The sequence below is a fragment of the Alteromonas sp. genome (assembly GCF_984505615.1).
Window position 1 is genome coordinate 56,887 of sequence record NZ_CFHOXV010000014.1, and the last position, 24,918, is coordinate 81,804.

Sequence of the window (24,918 nt, forward strand, 5' to 3'; positions counted from 1 at the left end):
TAACTTGTCAGCCTCTCAGGAAAGATGAATGAAAACACTGATCAGCACCTTACTACTTACCCTGTTGTCCTGCTCTGCCAGTGCACAGGAAGATGACAATGTATATTTTTGTCAGGGAGTGGCTGAAGCTGTCAGTTCCATCCAGTACGGGCGGGCGTACGGTTTAAAAGATGAAGCCAACGACGCAGTGAAATATATCGCCAGCTTGTCTGCTGAGGCTGAATACGACTTATTGCCTTATATTGACGCATTTATCCGTTCCTCTTCACCGTTACCCTCCGCATGGACGGAAATTCTGTTCACTCACGCCTGTGTATACAGTTATGTCGATGACACCGAACAGGTAAAACGCATTTCGCGGCAACTGCCCTTCCAGTGCGATGTTAACGAGCCGGATATTGATTGTTTTAACGGCGTGTTAGAACGCATCCTGGACAATCGTGTCATTTAGGATCAGCAAGCGCGGCTATAACATAACGCAAACCACTGGTGCGTGACTCACTGAGATAGCGGTCAAGACCTGCCTGCTGCAAGAATTTCTGCCATTCAGCAACGGTCAGCGGCCCGCTTAAAGCAGCTTTTTCAAGCATTACCGCCAACAGGCCTCTTATCACCTTCGAATCAGACCATGCCAGAAATGGCGAGGCGCCGTCTTCCGTATTTACGTCCAGCCACACATTACTCTGACAACCGGCAATTTTGTTGCCGGCAGAGCGTAAAGATTCAGGCAACGCCGGTAGATGCTTGCCTGCCAGCATAATATGTCGCATGACGTTATCCCAGCCACGGGCCTCACTGACCCCGGCGGCAAGCGGCGGCAGGGTCATTTTACTTTGTCTCTTCTTGCAGGCTGTCTGCCAGTTCAGAAGCTGTCATGATAATGCCGGCATCGTCACTGGTAAGAGGGAAAACACACACATGAGTATTGTTAGCAGCCATGCCGGGCAACCAGGTTTCCATGAACGTGTCCAGCGCCACTTTCTCCGCTGTTAATGTGGTGTGTGCTGCCACCTCCCATGTATTGATCAAATCTTTATGTGGCCATACGGGCAACACCACCGCACCGTCATTTTCGAACATCACGAAGCCTTCCTCTCCTTTTACCAGCCACACTGACTGTGCTTTGGTAGAGTACTGAAGAAACAACGCAGTACGTTCTTCCGGTGACAACGATGCGGCCTGGCTTTGTACAATTTCAGGTAAAGTTTCAGATACGGTATCCGGGAACATAATTTTCTCACATAAATAATTTCCGGCGGATTATACCTACAGAGAGGCCGGGAAACTAATATAAACTCCCGCCTTTCCGTGCTAATCTGCATAATTGTGATTAAAGATTGCGTTAACTGAGTAACGTATTGATGAGCTCATCCTATTGTATCCTTTCGCCGGCACATGCGGCCTCAATGCCTCTCGATGAAGAACAATTCCGGGAGTTAAAACGGGCAAGAAAACGTTTATCTTCAGCTTATGCTATCCGGCATAAATACAAACTGGTCAGAACTAATTACGGCCTGATCACAGAAGCACTCAAGGCCGTGGGAACTGCCTACCTCGACGATGCTCACCCTGAACGATTAATTGACGCAAAGACCCGGCTTAACGCCGCTGTGAATAATTATATTCTTAGTGGCCGGACGTTTACGGCACAAATCAAACGGCATGTGCAGGCCAGCATCCAGGACCGCTCCGAAATCAACCGGATCACCAGGCGCATGGAAATTGAATATCAGCGTTCTTTCGCCTACCGGTTTGTAGACAGTTTGTACGACTATGTATCTTATTACGGGATCAGCGTCCACGAAATTGAAATAAGCGGGCAACCTGTATATGACTCACCTGACGCTGTCCGCCGCTACGAAATCAAAGCGTATATCGACCGTGATTTTCTCGGTGGCCCCACGGATTTCAGAGCGTCGGTTTTGAAAGAAACGCCACGAAGCATAGAGCTGGTTTCGTTACTGGACGAATTCATAGGATGCCTGGACCGGATCAATGATTTGGCCAGGCAGATCACAGACGAGACCACAATTAACAGCCACGTACTGGTGAAAGAATTTATTAATGTTTTTGCCGGTTCAAACGGCGTACCGGTAAACAACTTGTTTGTTGTTCATTCTATGCATGGAGATGACAACAATATTTATGATAAATTTCCTATCTCCATGTACGTTGACCAGCAAAACTTAGAAGACGAATACCGGTAAGACAAAGTAAGATGGAAATAACAGCACCAGAGAGTCAGTTTTGTTCATTACTGCCCGATGACTTTCTGACATTACACCGTATCTCATTTAATGAAAGAGCTTTCATTTTGTACCGCGCTGCACTCCCTGCCGGCGCACCGTCGCAGAAAACCATTACGGTGCAGTTTCCCTGGCTGGACATCACTGAAAATGCGTTTTCCGATATTGATTTACAGTTTCAGACACTGATAAACACAGCACTGGTCTGCTTTAACGAACTGCAAAATTACTTAGATCAACATGAGCCTGTTGTTGATTTTTGTCTGTTTATGATGGAAACCAACCCGTCATTCTGCACGTTTTCAATATCTACCGGCCATGAGCAGGCATTGTTCAAAGCGTTACATGATATGCCCTGCCCCGATTGCTTCGGCTATCCCCGCATTCAAAATACGGCAATAACTCCGCAGCAATCATTGGCAGCTATCAATCCTTTAGAATAACCACTTTAGTAGGCAACACGTGCCTCTTCAGGCGCAAGCATTCTGAGGATTTCCGTCAGAGACTTTGGCCTGGCATATAAAAAGCCCTGGAATAAATCTGCCCCTACCTCTCTGGCAAATGCCGCCTGTGCGGGAGACTCGATGCCTTCAAAAATAACTGATTTACCCAAACGCTTATTTAAATCCACCAGCGACGCCGCCAGTAACCGCATTGGTTCATCTTCCAGTCTGGCCAGCCAGGTACCGTCGAATTTTATCACCGACGCCCGGTTATCCGTTAATTCGGATAAGGCCACAAGGCCATGTCCGAAATCATCCAGCGCCACTGTAAACCCATAATCTTCCAGCGCCCGGATAATACGCTTAGCGCCGGCATCGACGATAGCCCGCTCTGAAATTTCGATCACCACGGATGACGGCGATACATTGAAATCCGCAAAGTAGGTGACAAACTGATCCACCAACGCTGTTGAACTGAGCTGCAACAACGACACGTTAATGTGGATCCTGATGTGACTTAAGTCCTGTGCTTCAAGCATTCCGCTTGCAATGCATACTTCCCTCAACATTTTTAAACCTAAAGGATTTATCAAACCCGTCTCTTCGGCCACGGGAATGAACGTATCCGGCTGCATGTCTTTTACATCTTTCCCCCGCCAGCGGCAAAGGGCTTCAAGAGCGACAACATTGCCTTCACCGTCAACAATAGGCTGAAAACTGGCGTACAAATCCTGATTTTTAATAGCAGCCAGCAAACTCTCTTCCACCAGCAAACGGTATTCAATGGCAGTTTCGTGATCAGAGGAGTAAACCACAGTCTGGTTCTTACCCTGCTTTTTCGCCTCATACATAGCGATATCAGCGTGTTTCAGCAAATCTTCTGTGCTGTCCTGCATATCAAAATCAGCAACACCAATACTGGCAGTGACAGAAAGTGGCACACTGTGACAATGATAAGGTTTAGCCAGAGACACCAGCATTTTTTGTGTCAGCGTTAGTATGTCAGCGTTGTCCTGAACAAGGACAACAAACTCATCGCCACCATGGCGGATTAATGTATCTGTGTTTCTCAGTTCAGACTGCAGGCGTTGAGCGCAGGTTACCAGCAAGGCATCGCCAATATCATGACCGTAGCGGTCATTAATTTGTTTAAAACCATCCAAATCAATAAAAATCAGAGACTGGATACAGCGTGAAAATTTCACCTCATCCAACAACAGCTTCAGATAATTGCGGTTTCCTGTCCCTGTAAGCGGATCCCGGAACGCCAGTTCCTCAAGCTTACGCTCTGCACGGGACAAATCTGATATGTCAGAAACCGTAAGGATGTATTGTTGCCTGCCCGTTCCAACATCCAGGCATGACAGGGTAATAAAAGCGGGAAACATCGCTTCCGTGCCGTTTCGCAGTGATAATTTATGACGGTATACACGATCAGACTGTGCCAGTTCATCACAACGTGAAAAGAGATCATGGTTAAAACCATATCGGGTAATATCCTGCCCTCTCAGGGTAGACACATCACCGGTCAACAAGGTTGCCAGTGAGCGGTTTGCCTCTGTGACAATAAAGGTGTCATCAATAATAGCGACCCCTTCGGATAACTGATCGAAAATCACATCAGAAAGGCGGTGTTTCTTCTCTGTTTCATTTGTTAAGACCTCACCGCGACTGACAGGCGCCGCAGTTTCGCGCTGAATTTCAGGCAGCGCCGTGTTGAACACAATTTTCTGTTCCAGTTCAAACCGCTTTAACGCAGTTTCACAACTGACTTTCAGTGTTTTAGTATCGAAGGGTTTAACAATGTAGCCATATGGCGACGTTTCCAGTGCCTGGCTTAATGTAGTGTCGTCAGAAAACGACGTCGTATAAATCAATGGCGCAACAATTTTACTGGCAATGATCCGCGCGGCTTCAATACCACTTCCACCATCGGCCAGATGTATGTCCATCAGAATAAGTTCAGGTTTGAGTTCCTCGGCCATTTCAACGGCCTGTGACTCTGAGCGGGCAAGCCCGACGACTTCAGCGCCCATATGAGTAAGTTCGCGGGCCAGATAGGTTGCAGCAATAGTGGTATCTTCCACCACCAGTACCCGCTTATTTTCCAGTAAACTCATCACTACTCCTGTTATCACCGCCGGATACATCTGAAGACGACGGTTGACGCTAAGTTACACATTACTCTTAATCATGAATGAAGACTGCGTCAATCAGTCTTACAAGATTTGCGCCAGAGTAGTGATTAAATCCTGCCCGGTGACCGGCTTGGTTAACACCGGTACATGCTTTATTTCATCCGGGATGTCTACATCCTCACCATAACCACTGACGATAATGGCAGGAATACCTTTGACCGAAAGCTGTCTGATAAGATCAAAGCTGGTTTCATTACCCAGATGCACGTCAAAAACAGCCAGGCCGGGTTCGCGCCCTTCAACAGAACGGCGTGCTGCGGCGAGCGTACCTGCTACAGCGACATTCTGAACACCAAGTGCCTTCAGCTTTTTTTGCATATCAAGGGCAATCACCAGACTATCTTCGACTACCAGAGCATGTTCCGGCATGCTCAAAGACGTATCGGGTTGTGCAACCGCTGCTTCATTTTCATTGTCCGCTAAGGTGTCTTTAACGACAAGATAACGATGGGGGATCACCAGTGTCGCTCTTACGCCGCCCGGAGAAAACTCAATGTCCACTTCGCCTTCAAGCTCATGAGGAATGACATTCCGTATCATTGTCATACCAAAACTGTCTTTACCCGGCAACGAGACAGGAGGACCGCCAGTTTCTTCCCAACGGATGATCAACTCAGATTTTTTCGATACAGACCAGTGGACAGACACCGTGCCCTTTTCACCTGAGTTCGAAAGCGCGCCATATTTCGCCGCATTGGTAAACATTTCATGCATTACCAGCACCAGAGGCGTGGCAGCATAAGGCGCTATCAACACATCCTCACCATGGAGCTCGATGCTGTTAGATAAATTCACGTAGGCCTGAATCTCAGTTTCCAGTAATTTTCGGAAAGAAATATCAGTCCAGTCTGACGCAGTAAGTTGATCATGAGCGGATGCCAGAGCAACCAGACGGCCACTGAGAACCTGAATAAATTCATCCAGTGTTCTGCCGGCTTGCTCAGTTTGCATCACAATGGCATTAACCAGATTCAGAATATTCCGTACCCGGTGATTCAGTTCCGATATCAGAATTTCATGTTTTCGTGCAGCCTGCAGGCGGATACTGTCCCTTTCCTGAATGTGTCTTATCATTACTTCAAGAAGTGTCACCCGCAATGAATCTGCGTCATTAAGTTCCTGCTCAAGCCACTCGTGACAACTGTCACTGTGGGTTTGCTGCCAGACGTCGAAACTGCTTCTTGGCATGAGTCTGGCGCCATTCGGGCCGGCCACCACCGGTTTTTCCGGATTACCTGCCCAGCTTACGGTTTTGGTCTGTGCCTGTCGGTAAAACAGCAAATAATCTCTGGGACTTTTTGATACAGGGACCGCCAGCACACCGGCAATGCCGTGAACATCAGTCTGATAACCACTCATAAAATTCGCCAGAGTGTCAATGGCGGCAATTTCACTGGGTGCCAGTGCGTTCAACTGACGGCACAATCTCTTGAGGTTATCCGGTTCCAGACCATGCCCTTCGCTGCGTACTTCACCGTCTACAATGACGCAAATACCGTCACATTTTATCAGGTCGCGCATGACAGGAAACTGTTCAGCAATGCCCTGTGCCAGCGAACCGGAGGTCGGAATGGTCGACATTATCCGGTTGTGAACATGCCGCACTCTGTCCCGTTCGACACTTTGCTCTGTCATTAACCGTGACGACAACTCCAGGGAAAATACCTCAGCAAATAACTCCAGTTCCGTCCGTTGATAATACGACGGTACTTTAGGGCTGTAGTGATGGCAGGCAAACAAACCCCACAACTTACCGTTAATGACAATGGAAACAGACAGTGAGGCTTTCACCCCCATGTTCTTCAAGTACTCGATATGGATGGGAGAGACCGCACGCAGAGTGGAAAATGACATATCAATTTGACTGTCAGCCCCCTTCATAACAGGTAACACCGGCACCGTTGTGTCATCCACATCAGCAATCACCCTCAGCAGGTTTTTCACATACAAAGCACGGGCCTGCTTAGGGATGTCTGAAGCCGGGTAACGCAAGCCAAGAAAAGGCTCCAGCTTATATTGCTTACTTTCAGCCACCACTTCACCTGCCCCGTCCGGCAGGAACTTATACACCATGACCCGGTCATATCCGGTGATAAGCTGTATTTGCTGGGCAACCTGATCAATGAGTTCTTTGCTGTCGGCGGCACGGTAAAATTGTGTCAGCAGAGATCGCACAAACTGCTCATCGGCTTTGCGTTCACTGTGCACTTCTTCCAGCTCTATCAACGTATAAAGACCGTTATGATGAACAGAGATATCAACAGTCAGTCCGGTAGCCACAACTTTTTGTGCAAACAACCGTTCATTTCTGCCGGTAATCATGGAAGACTGTAAGGAAGAACGGATATGGTGTAACGTCGTTTTGTCAAACCAGTTTTTCAGCGGTTCTCCGGCAACTTCATCCGCAGGCACACCCAGATAATGTTCAGAATTGGCTGAGCAAAATGCAATCAACCAGTCGGCGCGCACAGCAATCAGACAACCAAAAGATTGTATGCTGCCCGGCAGATGAATGGGTTCTCTGTCGCAATTAGTCAGATCGACAGTGAAGTCTGATGAAGTGGCGTTATCCATGTCTTTGAACCGTGCTTATGACTTTTAGAATTTTTTACGGCTTAATGTCTTACAACGTTTTCAGAATATCAGATCAACTTATTGATGAATATAAATAAACTATTTTTAACACTCAGAGAATCGTCGTCAGAACCTCACAAGCAGCTAGAAGCCACCTACCCGTTTTGTTACCAGATGCGTAGTGAAGCGTTCAGTCCGCTGCATTATGGCAGAGCCTTGTCTGTATTAAGGGCTTTTCACATTTATGCAGCGCCTCTCGTGGCCCGCTTACCTGATGAAATACGTCACCTGATTATAGTCGATGATGTCATTGATGCACTTAACCGGGACCTGCAAATTTTAGGGGGGCAGAAAGAACAGCCTGAGTTTAAATCTGCATTATCATCTCAGTCACCCACCAGCCTGCTGGCATTCAGTTATGTCTGGATGGGATCGTCCATGGGCGGCAGTATTATCAGTCGCTGGCTGCAGTCACGCCATCCCGGTTTACCGCAGCAATACTACCGTGCCATGGCAGAAACCGGCGCAAACTGGGAAACGTTTAAAGCAGGCGCTACTGACTGGGCCGGTGCCAATAATATCAACGAAGATGATGCGGGAGACGCTGCCAGACAGGTTTTTGAAAGTATCATTAATACTGCCTCACACTACAGTGAACCTGCTTAACTCAAAAGCTGCAAAATCGCCTGCGCCTGTCTTCAGGCAGCACAGCGGTTTTGCTATGATTGCAATAAATTAATTAACAGTGAATTTCATGAAAGTAGTATCTTTTAACATTAACGGGATCCGTGCGCGGTTACATCAGCTGTCTGCACTGATTGAAAAACACCAGCCGGATGTCATCGGTTTGCAGGAAATCAAAGTGCATAACGAGCAGTTTCCTGTCGCTGATGTGGAAGCGATGGGTTACCACGTTTTCTTCCACGGACAGAAGAGTCACTACGGCGTGGCTATGCTCACAAAAGAGAAGCCGCTGGATGTGCAATACGGTTTTCCCACTGATGAAGAAGACGCTCAACGCCGCATGATCATGGTGACGTTAGCCGGTAAAAATGGTCAGCCGGTACGGGTACTGAATGGCTATTTTCCTCAGGGCGAGAATGAAAAGCATGAAACCAAGTACCCGGCGAAGCGTAAATTCTATGCCGATTTAATGGGGTATCTCAGTGGCCACTATAGTCAGGATGACAACGTCATCATTATGGGTGATCTGAACATTTCACCGGCAGACAATGATATTGGCATTGGCGAGGATAACCGTAAACGCTGGCTGAAAACCGGCAAATGTTCTTTTTTACCGGAAGAACGGGAGTGGATTAACACACTCTACGACTGGGGCGTGACCGACAGCTTCAGAGCAAAAAATCCGGAAGTAAGCGACCAGTTCAGCTGGTTCGATTACCGCTCAAAAGGATTTAACGACAACCGGGGTCTACGCATTGACCATATCCTGGCAACAAAGCCTGTTCATGAAGGGCTTCAGGAAACCGGCATTGATTACGAATTGCGCGGCATTGAAAAGCCGTCTGATCATGCTCCCATCTGGACGGTGTATGATATTTAACTAACGAGGTCATCATTGACAAGCCTGCAAACATTCGCACTTATTCTGTTCACCGGACTGATGATTGTGATAATCAGGAATCTGTCCTGGCAGGCTCTGTTAAAAGATAAGAGACAGCAGCATGTGTTATTCGGTTATACCGCGCTGCTGTTTTTTTTGTGGATTTTCCGTGCCGGTATTTATCAGGGGCTGGATGTTCATTTTTTATGGCTGAGTGCACTAACGCTGACACTCGGATTCAGAAAGGCGCTGATTGCCGGAGCCGTGGCCCTTACCGGTATAACATTAACCGGTACTGAACAATGGCATATGATTGGTGTAAACGGCTTGCTTGGTGTTGTCATGCCTGTGTGCGTCAGCTATGTCATCTTTATGACCGCATTTCACAAAATCCCCCGTAATCTGTTCGTCTACATCTTTGCCTGTGCATTTTTCCCGGGCGCTATAGTCATTGCTTTTAAAATGGGGTTGCTGGGGGGATATTACCTGGCTGACGGTTTATATGACTGGCAAACCGTAAGAGATAACTACCTTATTCTTATCCCCTTACTGCTCTTCCCGGAAGGACTGTTAAATGGTATGACTATGACATTGCTCATCGTCTATAAACCTGAACTGGTCTACACCTTCCATGACAAATTCTATATCGACGGAAAATAACCAACAGCCACTGCGTTTTGCCATTGTGATTTACCCTGATGCTGAAGTACTCGATTTCGCCGGGCCCTACGAAGTTTTCACTACAGCTATGCGGGTCCACCAGTTTAACTGGCAGGTACAACTGGTAGCAGAAACAGCCATGATTAAAGCCCGTGCGGATTTTATGGTACAGAGCCACGCTACATTTGCAGATTCAGAGAAACCGGACATCCTGGTGGTGGTTGGCGGTGATCATACCCGCGAAGTGAACAATCCTGTGTTGCTGGCATGGATCAAACAGGCATCTGCCAGTGCAAAGATAGTGGCGTCAGTGTGTACCGGTGCATTCTTACTTGCCGAAGCAGGAATTGTGGATACTCATAATATGACAACACATTGGGAGGACATTGCTGATTTGCGCAGGCTCTATCCGTCACTCACTGTGCATGAAAATTGCCGGGTAGTGAATCAGGGCACACTTTACAGCAGTGGCGGAATATCAGCCGGCATCGACATGGCGTTAACGCTGGTGGCTGACATTACGAAGAAAACTGATGCTGAAGCAACAGCCAGACAAATGGAATACCGGTGGGACGACAGCTGTCTGCGCGTATAGCGCAGACACGTTTAAAGCAGGAAAGGTCAGTCTTTCTTGTAAAGAATATCCATCACACCGGCCAGTTCGGTTTTGCCTTCCCGCACTTCTTCTTCACTCAAACCGGCGATTTCGTGAGGAAATACCAGCCACTCATCACTCTGGTTAACATAATAGTCGGGAACAATTTCTGTCTTGTTGTTCTGTGGCTTGTACCAGGGGCAGGCAATACGGATGTCTTTCGGCATATTCAGACGCATCAGTTTACGCACCTGGTTGATAAGCGCATCCACACTGCGGCCGGAATCAAATACATCATCAACAATCAGCAGTTTGTCGTCAGCATTAGCATTTTCGACCAGATAATGCAGACCGTGAACACGGATTTCTTTCGACTGTTTATTGATACCGTAGTAAGACGATGTTCTCACTGCGATATGGTCAGTGGGAGTATTTTTGAATTCAAAAAATTCCTGAACGGCGATACCAATAGGCGCACCACCACGCCAGATACCGATAATGAAGTCCGGCCGGAAGCCATCTTCATATACCATAGCCGCTAAACGGAACGAGTCTTCCAGAAGAGATTGGGAGGTAATAAAGTTTTTGTTCATAGCATTTATCCGGCCAGATTTGAAAGGCGGGAAGTATAGTGAAAATTAAGGTTATTTGCACGCAAAATTAACCACATGGTCAACATGGTACAAGCCAGTTTATTCGTTCTGCAGCGCCGTAGCAGGATGCACTTTCATTGCTCTCACAGCAGGGTAAACACTGGCCAGCAAACACAGTCCCAGTGAAAACAGTGTCACCATAATGACCTGATACCAGCGTAAATCCACAGGGATCCCCTGCCCGTCGGCAGACAATGCCAGCTGAATATCCAGCAGTGCCAGAAAATTATTCAGTTGCAGCACTACCACAACACCCAGTACCAGACCAAGTATAGCGCCCTTCACACCGTTAAACAGGCCGTTAAGTAAAAAGACTGTCCGTATCTGACCGGCTTCCATTCCCTGAGTTTGTAAGATGGCAATGTCACCCTGCTTTTCAGTGACTACCATCACCAGTGCAGAAACAATATTAAATGCAGCGACTGCAATGATGAGAAGCAGCATCATAAACATCATGTTTTTTTCCATTTTCACGGCATCGAACAAGGGGCCCTGACGTTCCCGCCAGTTATCGGATGAAAAGCCCTGCCCGTCTAATGTGTTTATGACCGCACTGTAATTAAAAGCGTCGTTGAGAAAAAGGCGGGTGTCTGCGGGCGCATCCTGAGGTTTCCGCAACAACCTTTTCAGATCGTCCAGATGCATAAAGATGACCTTGTCATCCATCTGAGAATTGACCCCGTAAAGTCCTGCTACTTTTACAATACGCTGAGCCGGCATGCGTCCCAGCGGGGTATATACACTGGCTCCTGCCACAAGAAGGCGCATTGTATCCCCCGGCCTGAGATCGAGTTGAACAGCCAGCGCCTGTCCGGCAATCACATTAAAACTGCCGCTTTCCAGACCGGTGAACTTACCGGCCACCATGTTTTCTGCCACCACAGAGCCCTGCATATCTTCCGGCACAACGCCCTGAATCTGCACACCTCTCAGCCCGCTTCTTGCCTGTAAAACTCCTTCTGTTTCGATAAACGGCATGACATGGTCTACACCGGCAATGCTTTCAAAGGGAGCCGCAGATGGTTCAGCATGTACAACTACATGAGGAAGAATGCCCAGAATGCGCTGCTTTAATTGTCCTTCAAACCCGTTCATCACGGATAACACAATGATCAGCGCCATCAAACCCAGTGCAATCCCGGCGACTGAAAAAAAGTTAATGAACGAAACAAAGCTATTTTGTTTATTCGCAGTAGAATAGCGCAGCGCCAGAAAGGCAGAGACTGGTTGAAACATGAAAACCCGGCGTCGGAAAAAGTAAATGGCGTAATACGGCAACCGTATTAGTAAAGTTGTTAGTCTACGTGTAAGCTTTACTACGTACAAGATTGATGTAGCAGGATTTAAATGAGCAACGAGACACTGGCAGATAAACAGGCACAATTCGACGAGTTCTTCATGATTACCAGTGAACTGCCGGTAAACGTAGTGCCGCTGGAAGCGGGTAAACCCGTTCCTGCCAGTGACGATCTTGAATCCGTCATGCCCTATGCATTCAGAATTGCCGGGGAAATGGCAGCCATCGAGGCACAGGCATTAAGACCGCTGCGTAACCTCGGAGACCACGCTGCAGCGCTAACCGATTACCTGAACCATCAGGCCAGAAAAATCGACCTGATGATGTCTTATATACTGCACCAGCAGGATGATGAGACCTGTCGCTATCAAACCGTTAAGTTTGGCGGCGGCGGTATAATTGTCAGTACCACATCGCCTTACGAAACCGGTACGCTGGCTGAACTGAAGCTGTTTCTCAATCAGGAAGCGGCGGCTGTTTATTGTTTCGGTGAAGTTATTGCTTGCCAGCAGCACGGAGATGATTACCATATATCCTTCATTTTCCGCAGCATCCGCGAACAGGATCAGGAATTGCTGGTGCGCGCCAGTTTGCATTTGCAAACCCAGCAGCTGCGCAAACGCGCTCAGGACAAACAGGAATAGTTCGCTCTCACGCAACTCCATGATAACCAGCCAATAGTTTTCAAGGTGACATGACAGCCACAATTTTTTCTTTACCATTGCCAAAGGCAAAAAAGGCCGGCAGCACAGGTGATCACCAGCAATGGGGTCAGTTAAAAGGCAGTAGCCGCGCTCTGGCCGTCAGCCAGGCATATAAGCAGCATAAAGGACCGGTGGTTGTTATCACCGCTGACACGCCGTCAGCCATGAAGCTCCAGCGGGAACTCGCATGGTTTTTAGACAACGACCGTAGTGTTACCACCTTGTTCCCTGATTGGGAAACTCTGCCTTATGACATGTTTTCGCCCCATCAGGATATTGTTTCCCAGCGGATGGAAACTTTGTACCGGATGGCGAACGAGCCCCGCGGTATCTTCATCGTTCCCGTAAACACGCTGATGCAACGGCTGGCACCGGTAGATTATTTGAATAAATATCTGCTGATGGTTCATAAAGGCGATACCCTCGACCGTGAACAGTTCCGGCGCAATCTCGAACAGGCCGGCTATCTGCATGTTAACCAGGTAATGAGCCACAGCGAATTTTCCATTCGCGGTTCCATTATCGACCTGTTTCCCATGGGCAGCGACAGACCATTCCGCATTGATTTATTCGATGATGAAATTGATTCTATCCGCTATTTTGAAACAGAAAATCAGCGCTCTGCGGATGCCGTAGATGAAATACGGTTGTTACCGGCGAGAGAATTTCCCACCGACAAAGCTGCACTGTCAGCCTTCAGAGCCCGTTACCTGGAAACCTTCGACAGCAACAGTTCGCAGGAATCGGTATTAAGTCAGGTATCCAAAGGCACCATGCCAGGCGGTATCGAATACTACCTGCCGCTGTTTTTTGACCATACTGCTACCCTGTTTGACTATCTCCACGATAATGCCGTCCTGATGCTGCATGGCGATGTCATGGACGCCAGCGAGTTTTACTGGGCAGATGTGGCAGAGCGTTACGAACAGCGCAGATACGACTTATCACGCCCCCTGCTCAGCCCTGAAGCACTGTTTCTGCCAGTTAACCAACTTTTCGAACAGGTTAAAAACTGGCCGCGGATTTCACTGCATACAGACGCTTTAGAAGAAAAAGCAGGAAAATCCAACCTCGGATGCGAAAGCCTTAAAGACATCGCATTTAATCCGCAGAAGAAACAGCCGGCTCAGGCGCTGACGGAAAAAATGAAAGCCGCGCGGAATGCCGGCAGCCGTGTGCTTTTCTGTGCTGAATCTCAGGGACGGCGGGAAAATCTGCTGACTCTGCTGAATAAAGCAGGGATCCGCCCTGAGGCCGTTCAGCAATTCAGTGCCTTCATCGACAGTGATGTTGCTACAGGTATTTGCGTTGGTCTGGTTGAAAACAGCTTCGAGTTGCAGCGTGAACAGGGCAATATTCTGTTTATTACTGAAACAGAACTGCTGGGCCATAAGGTCAGTCAGCGCCGCTTACGTGACAAACGGCAGGCAACGGATGAAAGTGCCATTATCCGCAACCTCGCCGAACTGTCGGTTGGACAACCTGTGGTACATTTTGACCACGGCGTGGGCAGGTATACGGGTTTGCAAACCCTGGATGCCGGCGGCGTGATGACCGAGTACGTTTGCATTGAATATGCAAAGCAGTCAAAACTCTACGTCCCCGTGTCTTCTCTACATCTGATTTCACGCTATACCGGCGGCGATGTGGATCATGCACCACTGAACTCACTGGGCTCAGATGCGTGGACAAAGGCGAAACAAAAAGCTGCCGAGAAGGTCCGCGATGTGGCTGCGGAGCTGTTGAATGTCTATGCCAAACGGGCAGCGAAACCGGGTTACGCCTACGACATCAACTGGGAAGATTACCAGAGTTTTGCCGACAGCTTTCCTTTTGAAGAAACACCGGATCAAATTCAGGCCATCAATGCGGTTATTCAGGATATGGGTTCACCGCAGGCCATGGACAGACTGGTTTGTGGTGATGTGGGCTTCGGTAAAACAGAAGTAGCCATGCGGGCAGCATTTTTGGCTGCCAATCACGGTAAACAGGTGGCCATACTTGTGCCAACCACCCTGCTGGCACAACAACATTTTGAGAACTTCAAAGACCGCTTTGCAAACTGGCCGTTTAATATTCAGGTAATGAGCCGTTTTGTCAGCGGTAAAGCGCAGAAATCCGTTGTCGACGGCATCAAAGAGGGCCAGGTAGACATCGTGGTGGGCACTCATAAACTGCTCAGCAGTGACATTGAATTTAATGATCTTGGCCTTGTGATCATTGACGAAGAACACCGCTTTGGCGTGCGTCAAAAGGAAAAATTCAAATCCCTGCGTGCAGACGTAGATATTCTGACCCTTACCGCTACCCCCATACCAAGAACGCTGAACATGGCATTGTCCGGTATGCGTGATTTATCCATCATCGCTACGCCGCCGGCACGCCGTTTATCGATAAAGACTTTTGTGCAGCAACGCAATACGTCCGTGATCCGTGAAGCGGTTATGCGTGAAATTCTTCGCGGTGGTCAGGTTTACTTCCTCCACAATGAAGTGGATACCATCGAAAAAACCGCGAAAGAAATTGCCGAAATTGTCCCTGAAGCGCGTATTGCCACCGGTCACGGACAAATGCGTGAGCGGGAACTGGAAACCGTGATGAGTGATTTCTATCATCAGCGCTATAACGTGCTGGTGTGTACCACAATCATTGAGACCGGTATCGACGTTCCTACCGCTAACACTATCATTATGGACAGAGCCGACCACCTCGGTCTGGCGCAGCTTCACCAGTTACGCGGACGTGTGGGCCGTTCTCACCACCAGGCATACGCATATCTGCTTACCCCGCATCCGAAGCGGATGACGAAAGATGCGGCCAAGCGTCTGGAAGCCATCGCCAGCCTGGAAGATCTGGGTGCAGGCTTCGCACTGGCTACCCATGACCTTGAAATTCGCGGTGCCGGTGAATTGCTCGGCGATGATCAATCGGGTCAGATTGCCTCTATCGGTTTTACGCTGTACATGGATATGCTGGACCAGGCTGTGACAGCATTGAAAGAAGGCCGCGAGCCCAGTCTGGAAGATGCCTCAGCCAATCAGACGGAAATTGAGCTGCGTATTCCTGCGCTGCTGCCCGATGACTATATTGCAGATGTGAATCAGCGTCTTTCACTCTATAAGCAACTGGCAAGTTGTCAGAGTAAAGATGCCATTGATGAATTCCAGGTTGAGTGTATAGACAGATTTGGCTTACTGCCGTTGCCGGCAAAACAACTTATCAAAGTCGCTGAACTCAAACTCATCGCAAAACGGTTGGGTATAACAAAAATCGACCTGACCAGCATTGGCGGCACCATTGAATTCAGAGAAAATACGCCAGTGGATCCGGGGTATATCATCCAACTGGTACAAACCCGTTCTGATACGTTCCGTTTTGAAGGCAGCCAGAAGTTGCGTCTGGTGAAGAAAACCGAAACAGCAGAAGAACGGTTATCCCTGATTGAAAATGTACTGAACGACTTTGCCATGGAGACAAAGTAAGCATGAAACGGGTAGTCGCTTTAGCAGCAGGACTTCTTTTAAATACCGCTTCACCAGTATTTGCTGCGGATGACTGGTGGTTTGATGTGGAAGTGATCATTTTCGATCGTAACCTCAGCATCAGTGAGCTCAATGAGCAATTTACTGAAACACCACTGGCTCAGTCTGTGGCTGAATTAAATCTGATTGATAACTATCTTCGTCCTGATATCAGTTACATTAAGCAAGGTCTCGCCACCTGTGGTGTGCCCTCCTCCCCTTTGTGGATGGATACGCCGTCACTGGAAGACATTCAGGCTGACTATGCACGCTGGAAAGCCTCGCAGTCACTGTTATCAGAGAATACCGGTACAGGCGCTGATAACACAGGGTTGTCAGACAGCCGTCCATCTGATTTTAGCTCAGCACCGGACTTATCTGATGAAACAGAACTGTCTCAGCAGAACCGCGAAGATGCGCTTGCAGAAGCGTTCAGCGAAGAAACCGGCAATGACGGGTTCTCATCCGGTGAAGTGGCCGTTGCTGACGAGGAACCGGTTACGCCGGCTTTTGACCCTGTTATAGATTCAGAAATCGCTGAGTACTGGATTGCTTTTTCCGGGATCAATACGGTTAAACCCGTCACTGTGCCCCGTTTCAGTTACTGTGAACCGCCGCGGGACTGGTTAAGCTGGCAGAATGGTAAATGGCAGACTTACAAACCGGATAATTCTCTTCCGGCGCCGGATGTTGTGCCGGAGTTTCTTGACGGCCGGAATACAGAATTCGCCCGGTTTGCGCACTTGCTGCCTTATGACAGTCTGGAACTGACTAAACTTTCACGGCAGATCCGGCAAACCCGGGGCTTGAACCGTATGCTTCATATTGCCTGGCGTCAGCCGGTGAAGTTCGGTGAACAAAAAGCTGCAGCCATGCGGATCATCGCCGGCGACAATTATGCGGACAGCTTCACAATGAATGGTGAAGCCATTAAACCGGCATTACCGCAACCCGCCGAACCGGCAGAGGCACAGGAAGATTTAACGCTGACACAGGATGATTTCTTTACGCAGTTATCTTCACGTCTGAACCGCGCCGGTAAGGTGAGTTTTGACGACATGATGGCAGCGGGACCTGAACAAATCATGCAGGCGGATACAGCACAAAATACGACCGTCGCACAGGCTAACGAAGGCCTTACGCCTGCCATCTGGCAATTAGATGGTTTTTTGAAAGTGTATCTGAAATATATTAACCGGGTACCTTATCTGCACATCGACAGTGAGATGCAGTACCGTCAGCCGGTAACGACGGGAGAGAGCGAAAACGGGCAGCCTGAATTTGAATTGCAGGCGGTGCCTTTTCATCAGGTACGCCGGGTGATCAGTAAACAAATCCACTACTTTGACCACCCCATGTTTGGCATGATTGTGCAAATCAGAAGACATCAGCAATAGCTGATGTCTTTCAACGGCAGCTAAAGGCGTGTGACAATGACCACGCCGGTGACCACAAATGCCACCAGTATATTCAGAATGGTGCCCTCTCTGACCATTGTCTGCATATTAATATGACCACTACCATACACAATCGTATTTGTCGGCGTGGCAACCGGCATCATAAACGCGCAACTGGCGCTGATAGCAGCAGGCATCATTAACACCACAGGGTCGAGGTCGAGGGCAATAGCGGCACTGGCCAGAATTGGCATCAACAACGTAGCTGTGGCTGTATTGGACGTCACTTCAGTCACAAAGCTCACTGCAAGACACAGCACCAGGATCAGCAGCATGACCGGTAATACCGATAAACTGGTCAATGCTTCCCCCAGCACCACACTTAAGCCTGATACAGTAAAAGCTTTAGCCAGGCAAATACCGCCGGCGTAAACCATCAGCAGACCCCAGGGGATCTGAGCGGCAGTATCCCAGTCAAGGATTTGTCCCGGCTTTTCCTTGTTGCCGTCCGGTATAAGGCACATCATTACCACACCGGCCATGGCGATAGTACTGTCACTCACATTCGTCATGCCCAGCCACTGTGTCCAGAACGGCCGGAAAACCCATGCCAGCGCAATAATTAAAAATGAAATCAGCACCCGGCGTTCAGCCGGTTTCCAGTCACCGGTGTCCGGTAACACCACCGTGGGGATCTGACCAAGATGACGTGTAAGCCACAGCGCCATCACCGGAATAGCCAGTATAACTACCGGAATACCGGTTTTCATCCAGTCCAGAAAGCTCAGCTCAGTGCCGGTAGTTTGCTGATACACACTCATAAAAATGATATTTGGCGGCGTACCAATTGGTGTACCTACCCCACCGATACTGGCGGCGTAGGCAATCCCCAGTAAAATGGCAGATGCCAGACGGGGAGAATCCACAGAGCTGATTATTGCCAGTGCAATGGGCAGCAGCATCAGCGTAGTGGCCGTATTCGATATCCACATACTGAGAACCGCAGAGGTAAGCATAAAACCGAGCACCAGCCGCTTAGCATTTGAGGCCCCGGTAAGCTTCAGCATATAAACTGCCAGCCTGCGGTGTACGCCGGATTTTTCCAGCGACTTGGACAACATAAAGCCGCCCATCAACAACAAGATAACGTGGCTTCCCAGCGCCGATGACGCTTCCTGATAGGTCATCACTCCCGCCATGGGAAAGGCAAAAAACGGAATAAGAGACGTGACGGGAATAGGTAATGCTTCGGTCATCCAGAGCATAGCGATAAGAATAGTAAGACCGGCCGTTAAACTCATGATCTGGCCGAAGTCATTACTCATCATAATGACAAAAATACTCAGACTTGCCAGTACTGACAAGGCAATAAAGCGTGATTTAACTTGCATACATACATTTCCGGGCGCGTGATGCACCGACTACGTGGTGAAAGAAACTGATGGCAGGCGTTTTCGCAATTGAGTCTTAATCCGGTTTATTTTTATTATTTGATTAAGTTAGCGCGTTGATATTGATATCATAAAAACCGGCATTGATGCAAAAATCAAAACGCACAAAACCCTTTTTATCTTCCTTAGTTGAGGCCCTATGACGCCGGCGATTAATCTTCTGAAAAAGAAGAAAGTGACACATCAGGTATTAAAATACGAACACGATCCCGCTGCGCCTTCATACGGACTGGAAGCCTGCGAAAAACTGCACCTCGATCCTGTAACGGTTTTTAAAACACTGGTAGCAGAAACAGATAAGCAGCAATGGGTTGTCTGCATCATACCCGTGGAAGATAAGTTGAGCATGAAAGCTGTAGCGAAAGCTGCCGGCACGAAAAAAGCAGCCATGGCAGCCCCGGCAGACGTCGAGCGGACTACAGGCTATATTTTGGGTGGAGTGAGCCCGCTGGGACAAAAGAAAAGACTACCGGTGTTCATTCACCATTCAGCGCAGAACCTGGAGAAAATGCATGTCAGTGCCGGCCGCAGAGGGCTTGAAGTCGGTTTGAAACCGTCTGATTTAAGTGCACTGACCGCTGCAACATTTCACCCGCTGACCGTCAGCAGCGAAGATAACGGGTGAAACTAATCTGATTATTCGCCGGTACCCGGCCGGATAGCTTCCCGGTCCCCGTTGTTTGCTCCGGCATAGCGTGACTGCCACATTTCTCTGGCTGCCTCACGTTCTTTCTCACCGGGTGCCTGTCCTGACGACAACGTGACAGCAATCTGCTCAATGATCTGATCCCGCTTAGTGATTAATGCCTCCACTTGCGGGAACAAATCTTTCGCTTCCGGATACTTCACCTTCAGACTGTCGATGTCTTCAAGGGCATAGTAACGATCTTCAAACTCATCGTTAAACAAGCTGCGTTTGGCATTGAACTTTACGTATTCAACCGCCTGAGATGACGCAAGATACTGCATATCAGTTGAACTCAGACCGGCCTGTTCCGCCACTTCCTGCGCCCGGTTCATCCATTTTTCAAGTGCTTCACTGTCACCATCAGCAACTGCCTGCTTTATACCGGCTTCCAAATCAGAAGCATGAAGAATATCCATCACCGTAATTACCGGTACCGGAGCCTGTTCTGAAGAAGAATCGGACAGATAAATGAAATACCCCGCCACAGCAACAAGAATCAATGCTGCGAGGAATCCTGCTTTTTTCATTGCAACTCCTGCATAAATGCAATTTTAAAAACGAAAAAGGCAATACGCAGCGCGCATTGCCCTAATAAAGAATATCAATACCTGACAGACGAGGCACCGCTTACAGATGCCGTAACGACGTTACTCTGTCGGTGGCTTTGAGTTTTCAACCCGGCTTTTGAGCTTCTGGCCGGGACGGAATGTAACCACCCGTCTGGCTTTGATCGGAATATCTTCACCGGTTTTCGGGTTTCTTCCGGGACGCTCATTCTTATCACGCAGGTCAAAATTACCAAAACCTGACAGTTTCACTTGTTCACCAGATTCTAACGCTTCCTTGATTTCCTCAAAGAAGGCTTCCACCAAATCCTTAGCGTCTTTTTTATTAATACCCAGTTTTTCGAATAAGTGTTCAGCCATTTCGGCTTTGGTCAATGCCATAATCTACTCTCTTAACGCTGCCCCAAACTCTGATTCCAGCCCTTTAACTACGGTGTCCACTGCTTGTTGTATTTCAGCTTCTTCCAAAGTTTTATCAGGATCCTGTAGTACAAGAGACAGTGCGAGGCTCTTATCGCCGGGCTCGACACCCTTCCCTTTATACACATCGAACAAGTTTAGGCCAACTAGTTGATTTACGCCAATTTTTTCTACGAAAGAAAGAATCGCTCCAACGGTAATTTCATCTTTGACCGTAATTGCAATATCACGACGGTTCGCCGGGAACCTGGAAATTGCTTTTGCCTGAGGCAAGTTACGCTCAGAAATTGCTTTAAGATCAAGCTCAAAGACGAAAACGCGACCATTTACACCTAACAGTTTAGTAAACTGTGGGTGAATTGCACCAACATAACCGATTGATTTGCCATTTAAAAGCACTTCTGCAGTCATACCCGGATGCAATGCGCTGTGTTCGCCTTTTACAAAGGTGACTGACTGCCCGCCGGCTTTGAGTGCCAGTAACGCTTCCACATCTCCTTTGGCATCAAAGAAATCTACCGCACTGTCGTCGCTCAACCAGCTTTCGTCATAACGGCGGCCGGCAATCACACCGGCAATCACCGGCTCCTGGCGCACACCCTGCGGCGCATCGCTGTCAGGAATAAAACGTAAACCAGTTTCGAACAATCTGACCCGCGCTTGCTGACGTTTCTGGTTGTAAGCGGTAGCGCCCAGTAATCCCGGCCACAGGCTTAAACGCATAACAGACATATCTGCCGAAATAGGATGTGGTAATACCATTCCTTCCTGAGACGGGAATAAGCCGCTTTGTACTTTAGGGTCAACAAACGAATACGTAATGGCTTCGACGTAACCCCGTGCAGTAAGTTCAGATTTAAAACGGGAAACCGGAATCGCTGACTCGCTGCTGTCCAGCAGCTTCAGGCTGCCTTTCGGTGCCTGGTCAAGAATATTGTTATAACCGTAAACACGGGCCACTTCTTCAATCAGATCTTCTTCAATGGCAATGTCAAAACGGTAGCTTGGCGCTTTCGCTTCCCAGCCTGATTCCGTTACCGTGACATCCAGGCCCAGACGGGTAAGAATATCGGTCACTTTATCGTCAGCAATATCAATACCCAGCACACGGCTTAAACGTGCACGGCGTAATACCACATCAGATGACACTGGCAGTGATGCCTCATTTACGGCTTCTACAACCGGACCCGGCTGACCGCCACAAATATCCAGAATAAGTGCCGTGGCTCTTTCCATCGCTTTACGTTGCAGCAACGGATCCACACCACGCTCATAGCGGTGAGATGCATCGGTATGCAAACCGTATTGTCGGGCACGACCGGCAATGGCATCACGGCTGAAGAACGCACTTTCCAGCAGAATATGCTTTGTTTCTTCGTTCACGCCCGAGTGCAGACCACCGAAAATTCCGGCCATGGCCAGTGCTTTGCTGTCATCTGCGATGACCAGGGTGTTGTCTTTCAGCTCGACGGTGCTCTCATCAAGCAGAGTCAGTTGCTCCCCGGCATGCGCAAGACGAACGTTGATATTGCCGTCGATGGCATCCAGGTTAAATGCATGTAACGGCTGACCCAGCTCAAGCAGAACGAAGTTAGTGACGTCTACGATAGGATCAATTGAACGGATTCCGCAACGACGCAGCTTTTCTTTCAGCCACAGTGGTGACGCTGCTTTTACGTCAACATTGCAGATAACCCGGCCCAGATAACGTGGACACGCTTCAGGTGCGCTTAGGGTAATCGCCAGTTTGTCGTCAATAGTCGCTTCCACGTCTTCGACAGCCGGCTCAGTGACATCGGCACTGTTCAGTACACCGACTTCACGGGCCAGGCCACGAATACCCAGACAGTCTGCACGGTTGGGTGTTAAATCGACTTCAATGATATTGTCATCGAGATTCAGGTAATCGCGAATGTCCATGCCAAGCTCTGCGTCTGCAGGAAGCTCAATGATGCCGCTATGATCCTCTCCCATGCCAAGCTCAGAAAAGCTGCAAAGCATACCGTGAGAAGGCTCGCCACGAAGTTTGGCTTTCTTAATTTTGAAATCACCGGGAAGTACTGCTCCGACTTTCGCTACTGCAACTTTCAATCCTTCGCGACAGTTAGGCGCACCGCATACGATGTCCAGTAATTCCTCTTCACCGACATTAATTTTTGTCACTCTGAGTTTGTCTGCATTCGGATGCTGACCACACTCAACTACTTTACCCACTACCACACCGGAAAATTCCGCTGCAACGGGTTCAACGCCATCCACTTCCAGGCCAGCCATGCTGAGCTGCTCAGATAAGGCACCGGTAGAAACCTGTGGGTTAACCCACTCTCTTAACCACTGTTCACTAAATTTCATGATTGCTTTGCCTTAATTGAACTGCTTCAGGAAACGAAGATCGTTTTCGAAAAATGCGCGCAGGTCGTTAACGCCATAGCGCAGCATGGTCAGACGTTCAACGCCCATACCAAAAGCAAAGCCGGTGAATTCTTCAGGATCAATGTGTACTGCTTTCAGTACGTTCGGGTGCACCATACCGCAGCCCAGTACTTCCAGCCATTTTCCGCCTTTACGACGCACGTCTACTTCGGCAGAAGGCTCTGTAAACGGGAAATAAGAAGGACGGAAACGCACTTCCAGTGACTCTTCGAAGAAATGTTCCAGGAAGTCATGAAGAATGCCTTTCAATTCAGCAAAGCTGACATTGCGGTCAACCATCAGACCCTCCACCTGATGAAACATCGGTGTGTGTGTCTGGTCGTAATCATTACGGTAAACACGACCCGGCGAAATAATACGCAGCGGTGGCTTTTCCGTTTCCATGGTACGAATTTGCACACCGGAAGTCTGGGTACGCAGCATCACATCAGGATTAAAATAAAAGGTATCGTGATCAGCCCGTGCCGGGTGATTGGCAGGGATATTCAGCGCATCGAAATTGTGAAAGCTGTCTTCCACTTCCGGTCCGGTTTTAACAGCAAAGCCTAACTGACCAAAAAAACCTTCGATTCGCTCAATCGTTCGGCTGACAGGGTGTATGTTACCCGGCACTTCCTGACGGCCTGGCGCTGACACGTCCACAGCTTCTTCAGACAGCTTTGCATTCAGTTCAGCGGCACGTAACGCTTCGCCCTTAACACTGATTGCCTGCTGAATTTGCTGTTTGGCCTGATTAATTTTTTGTCCGGCTGCAGGACGTTCTTCGTTAGACAGTTTGCCTAACCCTTTTAACAGGTCAGTCAGCTTGCCTTTCTTACCCATAAACTCGACGCGCACATTATCGAGCGTGGCTGCATCTTCGGCAGCGTCAATCTGGCTTTGTGCCTGACTGATGATCGCTTCAAGCTCCATGTTATCCTCAATTTGGCATGGTAGTGGTGGAAAAACAGCGTTGCTGCTTAACCAAAAATTCTAAACCCGTAGTTTACACGACAGACAAAGAATACGGCTACCCTAAGAGGCTGAATATTCCAACATTTACAGTATTAATTTGCGATTTAAGCGCTTATTGCCAGAGGTGGCGGAAGAATGGAAAAATTTTTGCGCTGAAACGAAAAACGGCGAGCATCCTGCTCGCCGTTTCCCGAAAGAACTTAAACTTAATTTGTTAAAAAATTAAGCTAATGCGCCTTTAGCCGCTTCGACTAATGCGCTGAATGCTACCTTGTCATGTACCGCGATGTCGGCAAGGATCTTACGATCGATTTCAACAGACGCTTTCTTCAGACCGTTGATGAAACGGCTGTATGAGATACCATTTTGACGAGCCGCAGCGTTGATACGTGCAATCCACAGTTGACGGAATTGACGCTTACGCTGACGACGGTCACGATATGCATATTGACCAGCTTTAGTTACGGCCTGTACCGCTACGCGATAAACACGTGAACGTGCACCGTAATAACCTTTTGCCTGCTTGAGGACTTTTTTGTGACGAGCACGTGCGA

The 24,918-nt window shown here is 48.6% G+C and carries 23 protein-coding genes; 11 read left to right on the plus strand and 12 right to left on the minus strand.

Going from position 1 to position 24,918, the window contains the following annotated elements; genetic code table 11:
• Positions 1 to 28: 28 nt before the first annotated feature.
• Positions 29 to 451, plus strand: a complete 423-nt coding sequence (locus AC4PME_RS10330) for a hypothetical protein (protein ID WP_119501575.1) — start codon at positions 29 to 31, stop codon at positions 449 to 451.
• On the opposite strand, the gene AC4PME_RS10335 is transcribed toward AC4PME_RS10330, so the two are convergent.
• Positions 444 to 827 (minus strand): SufE family protein, encoded by a 384-nt coding sequence (locus AC4PME_RS10335; protein WP_491045521.1) that lies wholly within the window; start codon positions 825 to 827, stop codon positions 444 to 446. The genes AC4PME_RS10330 and AC4PME_RS10335 overlap by 8 nt on opposite strands.
• A gap of 1 nt (position 828) precedes the next feature.
• The gene (locus AC4PME_RS10340) at positions 829 to 1,230 is read right to left on the minus strand and encodes a DUF2750 domain-containing protein (RefSeq protein WP_119501577.1); all 402 of its coding nucleotides are present in this window, start codon (positions 1,228 to 1,230) and stop codon (positions 829 to 831) included.
• 176 nt (positions 1,231 to 1,406) lie between these two features.
• On the opposite strand from AC4PME_RS10340, the gene AC4PME_RS10345 reads away from it, so the two are divergent.
• Both AC4PME_RS10345 and AC4PME_RS10350 read left to right on the plus strand, forming a co-directional pair.
• Positions 1,407 to 2,207, plus strand: coding sequence for a hypothetical protein (locus AC4PME_RS10345; protein WP_491045522.1), 801 nt, complete (start codon positions 1,407 to 1,409; stop codon positions 2,205 to 2,207).
• Positions 2,208 to 2,218: 11 nt separating this feature from the next.
• Positions 2,219 to 2,689 carry a hypothetical protein gene (locus AC4PME_RS10350; protein WP_490710341.1) on the plus strand — a complete coding sequence of 157 codons (471 nt, stop codon included), beginning with the start codon at positions 2,219 to 2,221 and terminating at the stop codon, positions 2,687 to 2,689.
• A 5-nt stretch (positions 2,690 to 2,694) separates the two neighbouring features.
• Here AC4PME_RS10350 and AC4PME_RS10355 read toward each other — a convergent pair whose 3' ends face one another.
• On the minus strand, positions 2,695 to 4,809 hold the full coding sequence (locus AC4PME_RS10355; RefSeq protein WP_491045523.1) for a two-component system response regulator: 2,115 nt from the start codon (positions 4,807 to 4,809) through the stop codon (positions 2,695 to 2,697).
• A 99-nt stretch (positions 4,810 to 4,908) separates the two neighbouring features.
• On the minus strand, positions 4,909 to 7,461 hold the full coding sequence (locus AC4PME_RS10360; protein ID WP_490710339.1) for an HWE histidine kinase domain-containing protein: 2,553 nt from the start codon (positions 7,459 to 7,461) through the stop codon (positions 4,909 to 4,911).
• A gap of 84 nt (positions 7,462 to 7,545) precedes the next feature.
• Between AC4PME_RS10360 and AC4PME_RS10365 the strand changes: the two genes are divergently transcribed.
• From AC4PME_RS10365 to AC4PME_RS10380, 4 genes are all read left to right on the plus strand, one after another.
• On the plus strand, positions 7,546 to 8,127 hold the full coding sequence (locus AC4PME_RS10365; protein WP_490710338.1) for a hypothetical protein: 582 nt from the start codon (positions 7,546 to 7,548) through the stop codon (positions 8,125 to 8,127).
• Positions 8,128 to 8,215: 88 nt separating this feature from the next.
• Positions 8,216 to 9,025 carry an exodeoxyribonuclease III gene (gene xthA / locus AC4PME_RS10370; RefSeq protein ID WP_490710337.1) on the plus strand — a complete coding sequence of 270 codons (810 nt, stop codon included), beginning with the start codon at positions 8,216 to 8,218 and terminating at the stop codon, positions 9,023 to 9,025.
• A 15-nt stretch (positions 9,026 to 9,040) separates the two neighbouring features.
• On the plus strand, positions 9,041 to 9,685 hold the full coding sequence (locus AC4PME_RS10375) for an energy-coupling factor ABC transporter permease (RefSeq protein ID WP_491529585.1): 645 nt from the start codon (positions 9,041 to 9,043) through the stop codon (positions 9,683 to 9,685).
• Positions 9,657 to 10,280 (plus strand): DJ-1/PfpI family protein, encoded by a 624-nt coding sequence (locus AC4PME_RS10380; RefSeq protein WP_491045525.1) that lies wholly within the window; start codon positions 9,657 to 9,659, stop codon positions 10,278 to 10,280. The genes AC4PME_RS10375 and AC4PME_RS10380 overlap by 29 nt, the downstream gene beginning before the upstream one ends.
• Before the next feature lie 26 nt (positions 10,281 to 10,306).
• On the opposite strand, the gene AC4PME_RS10385 is transcribed toward AC4PME_RS10380, so the two are convergent.
• A complete protein-coding gene (locus AC4PME_RS10385) occupies positions 10,307 to 10,873 on the minus strand; it encodes a phosphoribosyltransferase (protein WP_119501586.1) in 567 nt (188 codons plus the stop codon).
• Between the two features lie 99 nt (positions 10,874 to 10,972).
• Positions 10,973 to 12,169, minus strand: coding sequence for a lipoprotein-releasing ABC transporter permease subunit (locus tag AC4PME_RS10390; RefSeq protein WP_491045526.1), 1,197 nt, complete (start codon positions 12,167 to 12,169; stop codon positions 10,973 to 10,975).
• Between the two features lie 111 nt (positions 12,170 to 12,280).
• On the opposite strand from AC4PME_RS10390, the gene AC4PME_RS10395 reads away from it, so the two are divergent.
• The 3 genes from AC4PME_RS10395 to AC4PME_RS10405 are packed head-to-tail and all read left to right on the plus strand — an operon-like array spanning position 12,281 to position 17,852.
• Positions 12,281 to 12,874 carry a PilZ domain-containing protein gene (locus AC4PME_RS10395; protein ID WP_119501588.1) on the plus strand — a complete coding sequence of 198 codons (594 nt, stop codon included), beginning with the start codon at positions 12,281 to 12,283 and terminating at the stop codon, positions 12,872 to 12,874.
• 50 nt (positions 12,875 to 12,924) lie between these two features.
• Positions 12,925 to 16,416: a transcription-repair coupling factor gene (gene mfd, locus AC4PME_RS10400; RefSeq protein ID WP_491045527.1), complete on the plus strand. Its 3,492-nt coding sequence runs from the start codon at positions 12,925 to 12,927 to the stop codon at positions 16,414 to 16,416.
• A 2-nt stretch (positions 16,417 to 16,418) separates the two neighbouring features.
• Positions 16,419 to 17,852, plus strand: a complete 1,434-nt coding sequence (locus tag AC4PME_RS10405) for a CsiV family protein (RefSeq protein ID WP_491045528.1) — start codon at positions 16,419 to 16,421, stop codon at positions 17,850 to 17,852.
• A gap of 20 nt (positions 17,853 to 17,872) precedes the next feature.
• Here the strand turns inward: AC4PME_RS10405 and AC4PME_RS10410 are convergent, their stop codons facing one another.
• A complete protein-coding gene (locus AC4PME_RS10410; protein ID WP_119501591.1) occupies positions 17,873 to 19,243 on the minus strand; it encodes an SLC13 family permease in 1,371 nt (456 codons plus the stop codon).
• A gap of 199 nt (positions 19,244 to 19,442) precedes the next feature.
• On the opposite strand from AC4PME_RS10410, the gene ybaK reads away from it, so the two are divergent.
• Entirely contained in the window at positions 19,443 to 19,928 is a 486-nt protein-coding gene (ybaK, locus tag AC4PME_RS10415; protein ID WP_491045529.1) for a Cys-tRNA(Pro) deacylase, read from the plus strand.
• Between the two features lie 11 nt (positions 19,929 to 19,939).
• Here ybaK and AC4PME_RS10420 read toward each other — a convergent pair whose 3' ends face one another.
• The 5 genes from AC4PME_RS10420 to rplT form a co-directional block, all read right to left on the minus strand.
• Positions 19,940 to 20,518, minus strand: a complete 579-nt coding sequence (locus tag AC4PME_RS10420) for a hypothetical protein (protein ID WP_491045530.1) — start codon at positions 20,516 to 20,518, stop codon at positions 19,940 to 19,942.
• A 120-nt stretch (positions 20,519 to 20,638) separates the two neighbouring features.
• Positions 20,639 to 20,938, minus strand: a complete 300-nt coding sequence (ihfA, locus tag AC4PME_RS10425; RefSeq protein WP_070123303.1) for an integration host factor subunit alpha — start codon at positions 20,936 to 20,938, stop codon at positions 20,639 to 20,641.
• A 3-nt stretch (positions 20,939 to 20,941) separates the two neighbouring features.
• Positions 20,942 to 23,329, minus strand: a complete 2,388-nt coding sequence (pheT, locus tag AC4PME_RS10430; RefSeq protein ID WP_491045531.1) for a phenylalanine--tRNA ligase subunit beta — start codon at positions 23,327 to 23,329, stop codon at positions 20,942 to 20,944.
• 12 nt (positions 23,330 to 23,341) lie between these two features.
• The gene (gene pheS, locus AC4PME_RS10435; RefSeq protein ID WP_119501595.1) at positions 23,342 to 24,322 is read right to left on the minus strand and encodes a phenylalanine--tRNA ligase subunit alpha; all 981 of its coding nucleotides are present in this window, start codon (positions 24,320 to 24,322) and stop codon (positions 23,342 to 23,344) included.
• A 264-nt stretch (positions 24,323 to 24,586) separates the two neighbouring features.
• Positions 24,587 to 24,918: 50S ribosomal protein L20 (gene rplT / locus AC4PME_RS10440; RefSeq protein ID WP_490710326.1), on the minus strand; the 332-nt coding region annotated here is incomplete at its 5' end.